This is a genomic window from Kitasatospora sp. NPDC051705 (assembly GCF_044453265.1).
Taxonomy (GTDB): Bacteria; Actinomycetota; Actinomycetes; order Streptomycetales; family Streptomycetaceae; genus Kitasatospora.
This window is the reverse complement of sequence record NZ_JBITCO010000016.1, coordinates 72486-85460: the sequence shown is the minus strand read 5'-3', so window position 1 is coordinate 85460 and position 12975 is coordinate 72486. Positions and strand designations below refer to the sequence as shown.

12 protein-coding genes are annotated in these 12975 nt (G+C 74.0%); 7 read left to right on the top strand and 5 right to left on the bottom strand.

The features are described 5' to 3' along the window. Positions 1-27 precede the first annotated feature (27 nt). Complete coding sequence (locus tag ACIA8Q_RS21205; RefSeq protein ID WP_396317549.1) at positions 28-654, bottom strand: Imm43 family immunity protein; 627 nt, start codon at positions 652-654, stop codon at positions 28-30. Positions 655-1248: 594 nt separating this feature from the next. Between ACIA8Q_RS21205 and ACIA8Q_RS21200 the strand changes: the two genes are divergently transcribed. Beyond that, positions 1249-1995 (top strand): alpha/beta hydrolase, encoded by a 747-nt coding sequence (locus ACIA8Q_RS21200; RefSeq protein ID WP_396317548.1) that lies wholly within the window; start codon positions 1249-1251, stop codon positions 1993-1995. A gap of 92 nt (positions 1996-2087) precedes the next feature. Next, a complete protein-coding gene (locus tag ACIA8Q_RS21195) occupies positions 2088-2657 on the top strand; it encodes a HEAT repeat domain-containing protein (protein WP_360213084.1) in 570 nt (189 codons plus the stop codon). Between the two features lie 250 nt (positions 2658-2907). On the opposite strand, the gene def is transcribed toward ACIA8Q_RS21195, so the two are convergent. Next, positions 2908-3507, bottom strand: a complete 600-nt coding sequence (def, locus tag ACIA8Q_RS21190; RefSeq protein ID WP_360213082.1) for a peptide deformylase — start codon at positions 3505-3507, stop codon at positions 2908-2910. A gap of 82 nt (positions 3508-3589) precedes the next feature. Here def and ACIA8Q_RS21185 point away from each other — a divergent pair, with 82 nt between their 5' ends. Next, positions 3590-4171: a winged helix-turn-helix domain-containing protein gene (locus ACIA8Q_RS21185; RefSeq protein WP_387904875.1), complete on the top strand. Its 582-nt coding sequence runs from the start codon at positions 3590-3592 to the stop codon at positions 4169-4171. Positions 4172-4305: 134 nt separating this feature from the next. On the opposite strand, the gene ACIA8Q_RS21180 is transcribed toward ACIA8Q_RS21185, so the two are convergent. Beyond that, a complete protein-coding gene (locus ACIA8Q_RS21180) occupies positions 4306-4821 on the bottom strand; it encodes a hypothetical protein (RefSeq protein ID WP_360213078.1) in 516 nt (171 codons plus the stop codon). 324 nt (positions 4822-5145) lie between these two features. Continuing rightward, the gene (gene hemC, locus ACIA8Q_RS21175; RefSeq protein WP_360213076.1) at positions 5146-6081 is read right to left on the bottom strand and encodes a hydroxymethylbilane synthase; all 936 of its coding nucleotides are present in this window, start codon (positions 6079-6081) and stop codon (positions 5146-5148) included. Between the two features lie 441 nt (positions 6082-6522). On the opposite strand from hemC, the gene ACIA8Q_RS21170 reads away from it, so the two are divergent. From ACIA8Q_RS21170 to ACIA8Q_RS21155, 4 genes are all read left to right on the top strand, one after another. Next, positions 6523-7728, top strand: a complete 1206-nt coding sequence (locus tag ACIA8Q_RS21170) for a cytochrome P450 (protein ID WP_360213074.1) — start codon at positions 6523-6525, stop codon at positions 7726-7728. 175 nt (positions 7729-7903) lie between these two features. After that, positions 7904-9061: a type III polyketide synthase gene (locus tag ACIA8Q_RS21165; RefSeq protein ID WP_396317547.1), complete on the top strand. Its 1158-nt coding sequence runs from the start codon at positions 7904-7906 to the stop codon at positions 9059-9061. Further along, positions 9058-9642, top strand: coding sequence for an NUDIX domain-containing protein (locus ACIA8Q_RS21160; protein ID WP_360213070.1), 585 nt, complete (start codon positions 9058-9060; stop codon positions 9640-9642). The genes ACIA8Q_RS21165 and ACIA8Q_RS21160 overlap by 4 nt, the downstream gene beginning before the upstream one ends. Positions 9643-9873: 231 nt before the next feature. Next, the gene (locus ACIA8Q_RS21155) at positions 9874-10290 is read left to right on the top strand and encodes an SHOCT domain-containing protein (protein WP_396317546.1); all 417 of its coding nucleotides are present in this window, start codon (positions 9874-9876) and stop codon (positions 10288-10290) included. A gap of 83 nt (positions 10291-10373) precedes the next feature. Here the strand turns inward: ACIA8Q_RS21155 and ACIA8Q_RS21150 are convergent, their stop codons facing one another. Next, positions 10374-12836: a Tex family protein gene (locus ACIA8Q_RS21150; protein WP_360213066.1), complete on the bottom strand. Its 2463-nt coding sequence runs from the start codon at positions 12834-12836 to the stop codon at positions 10374-10376. Between the last annotated feature and the right edge of the window lie 139 nt (positions 12837-12975).

The following is a 12975-nucleotide window of genomic DNA, read 5'->3' as shown; positions in this document are numbered from 1 at the left end:
CCCGGCCCGGGCTCGGACGAGTCCGGGTCAGGCGCTCTGCAGCGATCCGATCCCCGGCAACGGCACGAACTCGACACCCTTCGGCCCCAGCCGCTCCGCGGCCTCGGCGAAGCGGCGGGAGCAGAACGCGACCCCCGACAGCGCCACCGAGTCGAGCAGGAAGAAGTCCCGCTCCGGCGACTCCGCGAAGCGCAACTCCCACACCTTCTTGACCTGACCGTCACGACGCAGGTCGATCCGCGACCGTTCCAGATCGACCAGCCGCTCGGTGCTCAGCAGCGCGGACCGCGGGAACCGTACGAAGTAGTACTCCTTCGCCGGGATCGGACGCCCCTTCGCGGACACCACCTGCAGCCGCGACACCTGCCAGTCACCCGTGTCCCCGGCCCGCAGCAGCTCCAGGAAACCCGCACTGACGACGTGTCCGCCGAAGGCCGTGTGGAAGTCGAAGCCGTAGGACCGGTCCTTGGTGACGAGCCACAGCTCGGCCGGAAGGTCACCGGGCGGCCCCTGCCCGGGGGCGTCGTGCTGCCAGCCGTACGTCATCGGCCGGTCGAAGGCCCCCTCGGCGAACTCCTCGTGGAGAACACCGTTCAGGAAGACGGGGCACCGAGCCTCACCCCTGTACGCCAACGCGAAGTACTGGTCGTCCACCAGCCACACCCTAGCCCCGCCCCCCCGACACTCCCCCGCCCCCAGGACCCCGGGCACCCGAAGCGAATATGACGACCGGTCTACAGACTCCGCGAGTGTCGCACCCCTCACACACAGGAAGTCGAAGCCATCGACTTCCAGTGCGCCTCCCCAGCAATCAGCGAGAAAGCGGGCAATCGAATATGACGACCGGTCTACATATGCAGCCCCCTCCACAGCAGCCGCCACACAGAAAGTCGACCCCACCGACTTCCCACTCCACGCCTCGCCACCTCGCAGAATATGACGCCCGGTCTACATATTCCAACCGCACGGGCGACACAGGAGCTGCGCACGGGAAGTCGGATGGGCCGACTTCCTGCGCAGCAAGGACCGGGCCTGCTGGGGTTGCGCCGCCCGGTCGGTGGCGCGGAGGAGCCCCTCCCCGGGCCGCTTCCGTCGTCGTCCAAGGGGGAGCGCAGAGCCGTCCGGGATCGTCGCACGGCTGCTGAGGGCGAAACCGGGAGGAGCGTGCGAGGGTTCTCGGCGAGAATGCGGCGGGCGGGGACGGGGGCAGGGCGGGATCCGGCGCCGCCCGCGAGGGTCGGGGGGCTCATGCGCTTCAGTTCGGAGACGACCGACGGCGGCGTCACGGAACGACGGTTCACGCTCGACGGCGTCCCGGGGGTGCTGTGGTCCCCCGCCGGTGCGGTCGGCGGCCGCCCGCTGGTGCTGCAGGGGCACGGTGGCGGTCAGCACAAGCTGGCACCGGGGCTGGTGCAGCGGGCGCGCCGGTGGGTGGCGCGGTGCGGCTTCGCGGTCGCGGGCCTCGACGCGCCCGGGCACGGTGAACGCCCGCGGACCGCCGAGGACGAGTGGTTCCCGGCCGCCGTCGGCGAGTTGCTGGCGAACGGTGAGCCGATCGGCGAACGGGTCGCCCGGCACACCGCCGCGCTCGCGGAACGGGCCGTCCCCGAGTGGCGGGCGGTGCTGGACGCCCTGCAGCGGCTGGACGAGGTCGGTGCGGACGGTCCCGTCGGGTACTGGGGTCTGTCGCTGGCCAGTGTGGTCGGCGTTCCGCTCGCCGCCGCCGAACCCCGGATCACGGCGGCCGTGTTCGGGCTGGCCGGGCACGGCTCGCTGGACCGGCCGGCGGCCCGGGTCGACGCCGCGGTGGAGTTCGTCGTGCAGTGGGACGACGAGTTGGTGCCGCGCGAGGCGGCGCTCGCGCTGTTCGACGCCTTCGGCACCCGGGCGAAGGTGCTGCACGCCAATCCCGGTGGCCACCTGGAGGTGCCCGCCGCGCAGGTGGCCTCCTCGGCACGGGCGCTCCACCGGCACCTGACCGGGACCGGCGCCTGACCGGGGGCCGACGCCGACCCCCGGCCGGCGGCGCCGTCGGGGGCGGCGAAATCCCGTTGCCGGAAGGGGCCGGGCCGCCGGACACTCGGGCCATGCTCGGATTCGTCAGCACCGACGACCAGTCCCTCGTCTCCTGCCTGGCCGACCCGCAACGCGCCGTGCCGGCCTACCAGGAGCTGTTGCGGCGCGGGGAGGGCGTGATCGCCGCCGTCCGCGCCGGGCTGTCCCATCCGGACGCGGCCGTCCGGGAGGGCTGCTGCCGCCTGTTGGACCACCTGGTGGACATCGAGTCCATGCCCGCGCTCATCACCATGGCCGACGATTCCGACGCCCGGGTGCGGGTGGCCGCGTTCCACGCGCTGGCCTGTGACCGGTGCAAGGGGGACACCTGCGCGCCGGGGGCGGACCGGGTCCTGGAACCCGCGCTGCGGCATCTGGCCACCGACTCCTCCCCGCTGGTCCGGTCGATGGCCGCCGAGCTGGTCGGCAAGTTCGTCCACGTCGACGCGCGCGCCGCCGCCGCGCTGGAAGCGTCCCGCACCGGGGATCCGAGCCCGGCCGTCCGGAAGAAGGCGAGCTGGTACGCACCGGGCGGCAGCATCTACCGGCGCACCGCCCCACCCACGCCCGGCCGCCGCCCGGGCCGCCGCCCGGAGCGGTGAAACTCGTTCGGAGTCAGGCGAGTCGGGAGCGACCGACCCCGTGGACGGGAGGCCGGACGCCGCCTCGCCGATCGACCCGACCGATCCGACCGATCCGACCGATCCGGCGGAGCAGGCCATGGACGAACCGGCAGGGTGTGCTTCCCTGACCGCGCCGGTCACGTCGCCCGTCGCCGGAACGTCGGCCCACTCGGCCGGACCGCATCTGAGGATCCTCGACGGGGCCGGACCGCGTGAACAGGCGCGATGGTCAGCCCGCGGGCCTCGCGGCGGCTGCGGCTGCGGCTCGGGCGGCGCGCTCGGCGAAGACGGACTCGCGGCGGTCGGCGGACTGCCGCAGGACGCGCTTGCGGTCGCGGCCGGACAGCCGGTCGATGTAGAGGCCGCCGTTGAGGTGGTCGGTCTCGTGCTGGAGGCAGCGGGCGAAGTAGCCGGTGCCCTCGATGGTGACGGGCTCGCCGTCGCGGTCGAAGCCGTGTACCACCACCCGGGCGGGGCGGGCGAGTTCGGTGTTGGCGCCGGGTACGGAGAGGCAGCCCTCCGCGTCCTCGATCAGTCGGCGGCCCGGCTCCTGCGGTTCGACGACCGGGTTGAGGACGTGGCCGACGTGCCGGGTTCCCCGGTCGTCGAGGCAGTCGTAGACGAAGAGGCCGAGGTCCACGTCGACCTGGTTGGCGGCGAGTCCGCACCCGTCGGCGGCGTACATGGTGGCGAACATGTCGTCGATGAGCCGGGCCAGCCGCTCGCTGCCGTAGTCCGTCGCGTCGGCCGGGCGGCAGGTGCGACGGAGGATCTCCTCCCCGACCTCGGTGATCCGCAGGACGGTCGGGCGTTCACGCAGTTCGGACATCGGCGCTCCCTCGTCGATTCGGCTCCGGCCACGGGTGGCCGACGGCTTGTCAGCTGCTTTGCAAAGTAGCAGACTTTGCAAAGTGACCGACGACCTCACCGCCCCCGCCACCGGCACACTGCCCGAGCACGCCGTGCGCACGGCCCTGCTCCGGCTGCTCGCCGAGACCGGCACGCTCACCTCGACCGAGGCCGCCGCCCGGCTCGGGTTCAGCTCGGGGCTGTGCTCGTTCCACCTGCGCCAGCTGGCCCGCCACGGGCTCGTCGAGGAGGCCCCGCCCGTCGACGGACGTGCCCGGCCCTGGCGCCTGCCGCGGGAGCCGGACCCTGCCGAGGCCCCCGCCGGGCACCCGGCCCGGGGGGCGGGACAGGAGGCGGACGGGTTCGGCGAGCTCGCGCGCGGCCTGGAGGACGAGAGCTACCGTCGCTGGCTCGCCCACCGGGACGGGGCTCCCGCCGACTGGCGCCGGGACGAGGCGTTCAGTGCCGTCGTCCACCTCACCCCCGCCGAGCTGTCCGCCGTCGGTGCGGAGATCCGCCGGGTGCTCGCCCGCTACCGCGACCGCGACGACGACCCGGCCGCCCGGCCCGCCGACGCCCGCCCGGTCGCCGCCGTGGCCCGCCTCTTCCCGCTCCTGCCGGGCGAGGACGGGCCGGAGCACTGACCCGAGCACTGGCCTGAGCACTGCCCCGAGCACTGCCCGGAGCACTGCCCCGAACACCGACCCGAGCACTGGCCGCGCCCGGCCGCACCCTCCCACTGGCCGAGGGGGATCCGGCGGGATCCGCCGGACGCGCCTCAGCCGGCCGCGCCCTCCCGGCGCGACCGGGACCACCCGGCGCGGAGCAGCGGCCCGGCCAGCAGTCCGGTGCCCGCGCCGATGACGATGCCCTGCACGCCGTCCCAGACGTCCTGTACGTCGCACTGGCGCCCGATCGCGGGCACCGCGTACTGGACCGCCGACACCACGAACGGCAGCGCCGCCGCGCCGATCAGCGCCTGCACGGCCCGCCGCCGGGTGCCGGCCAGGGCGGCCGCGAGCCCGACCGGGGCGAAGGCCGCCAGCTTGAGGTCCAGGTGCCGGACGGTCAGCAGCTCGTGCGCCGAGCGCGGCCGCCCGCCGGCCACGGCGCAGTGCCGGACGGCGTCCGCGGACAGTCGGAACGCGTCCGGCAGCAGTGTCGCCGTGACCACCCCGCCGAGCCCGAGCAGCAGCAGGAAGCCCACCGCCCAGTGCGCGCGCAGCAGCCGCCCCGCCGGCCGGTTCAGCAGCGCCGCCGGGACCAGGGCGAGCAGCAGTCCGGGCCAGAACATCGGGATTCGGTCGATAACTCCACTGATCACGCCCCAACGGACGCTTCGAACACCCGCCCGGTTCTGCCGCAAGCCCGGCGAACCGAGCGGCCGGAAGAGGGGCGTGCGAACGGCCTGACCTGCGGACGGACGGGCGGGCACACGACCCGGGCGGCCCGACCCGCCGGGCCCTCGGGCGGGCGGACGGCCTCCGGGCTCTCCCGACGATCCGGCGTGCACGATCCGGACGCACGCCCGGCGGTCGGGCGACCCGACCGGCCTCCGGGCCCGACCGGCGCAGTCAGCACAAGGCCGGCACCCGCCCGGCACCCGCCCACCGCCCGATCAGTGCGGGATGCCCGCGATCAGCTCCTGCGCGCCCTGCCGCTTGAGCGCCAGCGCGGTCGAGGTGCCGAGGTCCTCGGGGCTGAGCGCACCCGCCCACTCGTGGGCGTCCAGCACCTGCTTGCCGTCCGGGCTGAACACCCGGCCGCGCATCGAGAGGCGGCCGTCCGCCTCGGCCCTGGCGTAGCCGGCGATCGGGCTGTTGCAGTGCCCCTGCAGCACGTGCAGGAACATCCGCTCGGCCGCGGCCTCGCGCCAGGTGTCACGGTGGCCGATCGCCGCGACGGCCTCGATCGTCGCCTCGTCGTCCTCACGGCACTGCAGGACGAGGATGCCGGCCCCGATCGGCGGGCACATCGCGTCGACGTCCAGGACCTCGGTGATCCGCGCCTGCTCGCCGATGCGCTCGAGGCCGGAGACGGCAAGCAGCAGGGCGTCGGCCTCGCCCGCCGCCAGTTTGGCCAGCCGGCTGTTGGCGTTGCCGCGGATCGGCACGCACACCAGGTGCGGGTGGGAGGCGGCGAGTTGGGCGACCCGACGGACGGAGGAGGTGCCGATCCGGGTTCCGGGCGGCAGTTCGGCCAGGGTCAGTCCGCCGGGGTGGACGAGGGCGTCGCGGATGTCGTCGCGGCGCAGGTACGCGGCGAAGACGGTGCCGGCGGGCAGCGGGCGGTCGGCGGGGACGTCCTTGAGGCAGTGCACGGCGACGTCGGCCTCCCCGGCGAGCAGTGCGGCGTCGACCTCCTTGGTGAACGCGCCCTTGCCGCCCAGCCGGGCGAGGTCTCCGGTCCAGCGGTCGCCCGAGGTGGTGACGGGCACCACCTCGGTGCGCAGCCCCGGGTGCAGGGCGGCGAGTTCGGCGCGGACGCGCTCCACCTGGGCGAGCGCCATGGGCGAGGAGCGGGAGACGATGCGGATCAGCTCAGGGGTGGCCATGGCGTGATGATAGGCGCTCGAACACCCGCCCCTGACCGCACGTCAGGTGTCGGGCCACCGGGTCGCACCGAACGGCCGACGCCCCGCCACGCCCTCGCCACCGACCGCCACCCACCGGCCACCGGTGCCCCGCGCACGCCGGAAATACCGCGCGAGAAGACGGCGAGAACACCGCGAGAATGCCGTCGCATCACATGACCATCATCCGGCTCACTCATTTGAGCGAACTCCCTTGGCAGGCAAGATTTTTGCCGATCCATGGGGGAACATCGGCTTGTCCGGGCCCGAACAACAGGGCCCGGCGAGGAATCCGCCCCCGGGTGGTACGCCCACGGCGCTCCACCCGGCCCATCCGGCCGGGTCGCACCGGGGGCGGCTCACAGCAGGCCGTTCACGGCAGGCAGGACACAGAAAGCAGTACCAGGACAATTGGACAGGCCCGTGACCACCACCGCCCCCGTGTGGGACTGCCCCTTCGACCACACCGACGGCCTGGAGTTCGACCCCCTCCTCAGGCGGCTGCTCACCGAGGCCCCGGTCGCCAGGATCCGGCTGCCGCACGGCGAGGGGGAGGCCTGGCTGGCCACCCGCTACGAGGACGTCAAGGTGGTCACCACCGACCGCCGGTTCAGCCGCGCCGCCGGCATCGGACGCGACCTGCCGCGGATGACGCCCGCCCCGATCGCCCAGGTCGAGTCGATCAACCTGATGGACCCGCCGGCCCACAACCGCCTGCGCAGGCTGGTCGCCCGGGGCTTCACCAACCGCCAGGTGGAGCGGATGCGCCCGGCCACCCAGCGGATCGTGGACGGCTGCCTCGACGAGATGGCCGAGCACGGCTCCCCCGCCGACCTGGCCCACTTCCTGTCCGGCCGGCTCCCGCTCACCACCATCTGCGAGATGCTGGACATCCCGGAGCCGGACCGCGCCGAACTGCGCGGGCACGCCGTGGCGATGATGGCGACGGGCCCGGGCGGCCGGGACGGCCAGGAGGCCGCCAAGGCGGCGCTGCGCGGCTACTTCACCGAGCTCACGGCAGCCAGGCGGGCGCACCCCGGCGAGGACCTGATCAGCGCCCTGGCCACCGCCCGGGACGGCGAGGAGCTGCTGGACGACCAGGAGCTGGCCGTCATGGCGATGGTCCTGCTGGTCACCGGTCACGACACCAGCACCTACCAGCTCAGCAACATCACCTACACGCTGCTCACCCACCCCGAGCAGCTGGCCAAGCTGCGCGCCCGGCCCGAACTGCTGCCGCGCGGCCTGGAGGAGCTGCTGCGGTTCATCCCGTTCCGCCAGGGCGTCGGCATCGCCCGGGTCGCCACCGAGGACGTGGAGCTCGGCGGCACGCCGATCCGGGCGGGCGAGGCCGTACACGTGTCCTACCTCACCGCCAACCGGGACCCGGCCGTCTACGAGCGGCCCGACGAGCTGGACCTCGACCGGGGGGCGCCGACCCACATGGCCTTCGGCCACGGCCAGCACCACTGCCTCGGCGCTCACCTGGCCCGGATGGAGCTGCAGGTCGCCGTCGGCACCCTGCTAAGGCGCTTCCCCCGGCTGCGGCTCGCCGTCGACCCGTCCGAACTGGACTGGCAGACCGGCTCGATCTGGCGCTACCCGCGCACCCTGCCGGTCGCCTGGTGACCGACCCCGGGGGCCGGTCACCGAGCGGTCCGGTGACCGGCCCCCGGTGACCGACCGCCCGCACACCCCAGCCCGCACGCCCCAGCCCGCGCCCCCCTGCCCGTCCAGGCCCCGCCCGCACACCCCCACCCCCCGCACCCCGCCCGTCCAGGCCCCTCACAAGAGACCCTCACCCATGGCAACACTCTGCCGCCCGGCCATCGCCGTGCCCGAGCACGTCGTCACCCTCGACGAGACGCTCGACCTGGCCCGCTCCCTGCACGCCGGCCACCCGCAACTCGGCCTCGCCCTGCGGCTGATCGAGAACACCGGGGTGCGGACCAGGCACCTGGTCCAGCCGATCGAGCGGACCCTCACCCACCCGGGGTTCACCGCCCGCAACGCGGTCTACGAGCGGGAGGCCCGGCGACGCGTCCCCGAGGTGGTGGAGCGGGCCCTGCTCCACGCCGAGCTGGGCGCCCGGGAGGTCGACCTGATCATCTACGTGTCCTGCACCGGCTTCATGATGCCCTCGCTGACCGCCTGGCTGATCAACACCCTGGGCTTCCGCCCCGACACCCGCCAGCTGCCGGTCGCCCAGCTCGGCTGTGCGGCCGGCGGGGCCGCGGTCAGCCGCGCGCACGACTTCTGCCGCGCGTACCCGGGCGCCAACGTGCTGATCGTCTCCTGCGAGTTCTGCTCGCTCTGCTACCAGCCGACCGACCTCGGCGTCGGCTCGCTGCTCTCCAACGGGCTGTTCGGGGACGCCGTCGCCGCCGTCGTGATGCGCGGGCGCGGCGGCACGGGCGTACAGGTGGAGCGCAACGGCTCGCACCTCGTCCCGGACACCGAGGACTGGATCTCGTACGGGGTGAAGGACACCGGCTTCCACTTCCAGCTGGACAAACGGGTGCCCGGCACCATGGAGATGCTCGCCCCGGCCCTGCGCGGCCTGGCCGGCGACCACGGCTGGGACGCCTCCGGGCTGGGCTTCTACATCGTGCACGCCGGCGGCCCGCGGATCCTCGACGACCTCTGCCGGTTCCTCGGCCTGGAGCCGGCCGCCTTCCGGCACAGCCGCGCGACCCTCACCGAACGCGGCAACATCGCGAGCGCCGTGGTGTTCGACGCGCTCGCCCGGCTGTTCGCCGAGGGGGGCGTGCCGGACGGCACCCCGGGGCTGATCGCCGGTTTCGGACCGGGCATCACCGCCGAGATGGCGTTGGGGAGTTGGGTCGGCGAACCGGCCGGTTCGGGGGTCCGGCGGCCGCGCGCCATCTCCACCTCCGACATCTCCCTCGTCCATCCGAGCGCCCCCCACCGTTTCCCGGCCGGCACTACGATCACCGAATGACAGACACCACGGACCGCACCGACACCTCCGGCAGAGCCGCCGAACTGGCGGCGCTCTTCCCGGCGTTGCACGCGCCGCAGTACTGGACGTGGGGCAGGTACGACGCCCTGTTCTCCACCGAGCTGCCGCCGGACGAACTGGTCACCAACATCCACCTGGTCGGCTTCACCGGGGACCGGGTGGTGCTCTGCCGCGACGACCGGGACCACTGGTTCCTGCCCGGCGGCACCCGGGAGCAGGGCGAGAGCATCGCCTCCTGCCTGGAGCGCGAGCTGCGGGAGGAGGCCGGCGCCCGACTGCTGGGCGAGCCGGACTGGCTGGGCGCGCACCGCTGCCGCACCGACGACCCGACGCCGTACCGGCCGTGGCAGCCGCACCCCGAGAAGGCGTGGCTGTGGGGCTGGGCGGAGGTCTCGGTGGACTCGACGCCGACCAACCCGGCGGACGGCGAGCAGGTGGTCGAGGTGCGGGCGGTGCCGGCGGCCGAGGCGCAGCGGCTGCTGCTGGCCGGGCACGAGGAGTGGTGGGGCGAGCTGGTCGGCCTGGCGGTGGAGCTGCGCCGCCGCGCAGGGCTCGGCTGACACCGGTCCGGCCGCAACGGCCGACTTCCGGCCTGCCGCATCGACCAGGGCCCGGCACCCGGCCTGCCGCATCGGCCGGGGCCCGGCACCCGAGGTCGGCCGGCACCCGGCTGCCGGCGCCGGCTGACACCCGGTCTCCCGCGGCCGGGGTTATTCCCGCCGGCACCGAGAACCACCGGAATGGCCGTACACCGGAGCACGATGTCCGTTTTGCGGTGATATGACTCGGCTATGGACAACTACCCGCTGCTCAACATCTTCTGGACGATGCTGGAGCTGTTCCTCTGGATCCTCTGGTTCTTCCTGCTGTTCAAGATCATCACGGACATCTTCCGCAGCCGCGACATGAGCGGCTGGGGCAAGGCCGGCTGGCTGATCCTCGTGATCCTGATCCCGCTGGTCGGCGTGCTGATCTACGTGATCGCCCGCGGGAAGTCGATGGGTGAGCGGGACGTCGAGCAGGCCAGACAGACCGAGGCCGCGTTCAAGACGTACATCCGCGACGCGGCCGCCGGCGGGCCGGAGGGCGGCACGGGCGGCACGGGCGGCAGCCACGTCGACGACCTCGCCAGGCTGGCCGACCTCCGGGAGAAGGGCGCCATCTCCGAGGAGGAGTACCAGAAGGCCAAGGACAAGCTGCTGGTCTGAGCGGGCGGGCGGGTACGGCGGCGGGGCCGGTGGAGCAGTCGTCCACCGGCCCCGCCGCCGTGTTCTCGCGCCCGGGCGGCCGCTCAGCGCCGGCCGGAGCGCCGGTCCCCCGAGCCGCCCTCGCCGCCGGTCAGGCCCGCCCGGCGCAACGCGTCCGCCATGGCACTGTTGGACGGCGCCGCGGCGCCGCCGGAGCCGCCCTGACCGCGCCGCTCCTGGCCGCCGCCCCGACGGTCCTGGCGCGGCGGGCGGGCCTGCCGCTCGCCGCCCTGGCCACCCCGGCCGCGGTCGCCGCCACGCTCCCCGCCCCGGTCGCCCCGGTCACCCCGGTCCCGGCCGACCTCGTCGTCCAGCCGCAGGGTCAGCCCGATCCGCTTGCGCGGCACGTCCACCGAGACCACCCGGACCTTCACGATGTCGCCCGGCTTGACCACCTCGCGCGGGTCCTTGACGAAGGTCCGGGACAGCGCCGAGACGTGCACCAGGCCGTCCTGGTGGACGCCCACGTCGACGAAGGCGCCGAACGCGGCCACGTTGGTCACCACGCCCTCCAGCACCATGCCGACCTCCAGGTCGCCGATCTTGTCGACGCCCTCCTTGAAGGTCGCGGTGCGGAACGCCGGGCGCGGGTCGCGGCCCGGCTTGTCCAGCTCGCCGAGGATGTCGGTGACGGTCGGGACGCCGAACACCTCGTCGGCGAAGTCCGCCGGACGCAGGGCCCGCAGCCGCTCGCCGTTGCCGATCAGCTCGCGCAGCTCGCCGCCGGTCGAGGCGAGGATCCGGCGCACCACCGGGTAGGCCTCGGGGTGCACGCTGGAGGCGTCCAGCGGGTCGTCGCCGCCGGGGATGCGCAGGAAGCCCGCACACTGCTCGAAGGCCTTCGGTCCGAGCCGGGAGACGTCCTTGAGCTGCCGGCGGGTGCGGAACGGGCCGTTGGCGTCGCGGTGGGCCACGATGTTGTCGGCCAGCGTCCCGGTGATGCCGGAGACCCTGGTCAGCAGCGGTGCGGAGGCCGTGTTGACGTCCACGCCGACGGCGTTCACGCAGTCCTCGACCACGGCGTCCAGCGAGCGGGAGAGCTTCACCTCGCTGAGGTCGTGCTGGTACTGGCCGACGCCGATCGACTTCGGGTCGATCTTCACCAGCTCGGCCAGCGGGTCCTGCAGCCGGCGGGCGATCGAGACCGCACCGCGGATCGACACGTCCAGCTCCGGCAGCTCCTGCGAGGCGAACGCGGAGGCCGAGTAGACCGAGGCGCCCGCCTCGCTGACCATCGCCCTGGTGAGCTTCAGCTCGGGGTGGCGCTTGAGCAGGTCCTCGGCGAGCTTGTCGGTCTCCCGGGAGGCGGTGCCGTTGCCGATCGCCACCAGGTCCACGTCGTGCTTCCTCGCCAGCGCGGCCAGGGTCGCGATCGCGGCGTCCCACTTGTTGGCCGGCTGGTGGGGGTAGATCGTGTCGTGCGCGACGACCTTGCCGGTGGCGTCCACCACGGCGACCTTCACCCCGGTGCGGAAGCCCGGGTCCAGGCCCATGGTGGCGCGGGTGCCGGCCGGGGCGGCGAGCAGCAGGTCGCGCAGGTTCGCCGCGAACACCCGCACCGCCTCGTCCTCGGCCTCGGCGCGCAGCCGGGCGCGCAGGTCGATCCCGAGGCGCACCAGCACGCGGGTGCGCCAGGCCCAGCGGACGGTGTCGCCGAGCCACTTGTCGGCCGGGCGGCCGCGGTCGGCGACGCCGAACCGGGCGGCGATCCGCCGCTCGTAGTCGTTCTCGCCCGGCAGGTCGCCCTCCTCGCCGTCGTACGGCGAGAGTTCGAGGTCCAGCACCTCCTCCTTCTCCCCGCGCAGCATCGCCAGGATGCGGTGCGAGGGGAGCTTGGTGTAGGGCTCGGCGAAGTCGAAGTAGTCGGCGAACTTGGCGCCGTCCTGCTCCTTGCCGTCGCGCACGGTGGCGACCAGCCTGCCGTGCGTCCACATCCGCTCGCGCAGCGAGCCGACCAGGTCGGCGTCCTCGCCGAAGCGCTCCACGAGGATCGCCCGGGCGCCCTCCAGCGCGGCCGCGCCGTCCGCGACGGACTCGTTGAGGTACCGGGCGGCGAGCGCCGCCGGGTCCTGCGTCGGGTCGGTCAGCAGGGTGTCGGCCAGCGGCTCCAGCCCGGCCTCACGGGCGATCTGCGCCTTCGTCCGCCGCTTCGGCTTGAACGGCAGGTAGATGTCCTCCAGCCGGGCCTTGGAATCGGCCGCCAGCACCCGGGCGCGCAGCGCGTCGTCGAGCTTGCCCTGGGCCTCGATCGACTCCAGGACGGCCGTCCGGCGCTCCTCCAACTCCCGCAGGTAGCGCAGCCGCTCCTCCAGGGCGCGCAGCTGGGCGTCGTCCAGGGAGCCGGTGACCTCCTTGCGGTAACGGGCCACGAAGGGGACGGTCGCGCCGCCGTCGAGCAGGTCGACGGCCGCCTTCACCTGCCCCTCGCGGACGCCCAGCTCCTCCGCGATCTTGCGCTCGATCGCCTGCTGGGCCTGCCGGGCCACCTGTTCGACTGGCGTGGTCACGAAGCCGGTCACCTTCTCCTTCAGTGCTTTCGCCGTACGCCCTGCATTCTGGCAGGTGCCGGGGACGGCTCCCGGCCGCACCCGGCGCGGCCGGGCGTGGCGGCGGCACCGGGCGGCCCCAACAGGACTCCAGCCGGGC

Excerpts from the sequence above, each read along its gene's own strand:
- ACIA8Q_RS21200 (WP_396317548.1), top strand. The coding sequence starts at position 1,249 with ATGCGCTTCAGTTCGGAGACGACCGACGGCGGCGTCACGGAACGACGG.
- ACIA8Q_RS21195 (WP_360213084.1), top strand. The coding sequence starts at position 2,088 with ATGCTCGGATTCGTCAGCACCGACGACCAGTCCCTCGTCTCCTGCCTG.
- def (WP_360213082.1), bottom strand. The coding sequence starts at position 3,507 with ATGTCCGAACTGCGTGAACGCCCGACCGTCCTGCGGATCACCGAGGTC.
- ACIA8Q_RS21180 (WP_360213078.1), bottom strand. The coding sequence starts at position 4,821 with ATGTTCTGGCCCGGACTGCTGCTCGCCCTGGTCCCGGCGGCGCTGCTG.
- hemC (WP_360213076.1), bottom strand. The coding sequence starts at position 6,081 with ATGGCCACCCCTGAGCTGATCCGCATCGTCTCCCGCTCCTCGCCCATG.
- ACIA8Q_RS21165 (WP_396317547.1), top strand. The coding sequence starts at position 7,904 with ATGGCAACACTCTGCCGCCCGGCCATCGCCGTGCCCGAGCACGTCGTC.
- ACIA8Q_RS21160 (WP_360213070.1), top strand. The coding sequence starts at position 9,058 with ATGACAGACACCACGGACCGCACCGACACCTCCGGCAGAGCCGCCGAA.
- ACIA8Q_RS21155 (WP_396317546.1), top strand. The coding sequence starts at position 9,874 with ATGGACAACTACCCGCTGCTCAACATCTTCTGGACGATGCTGGAGCTG.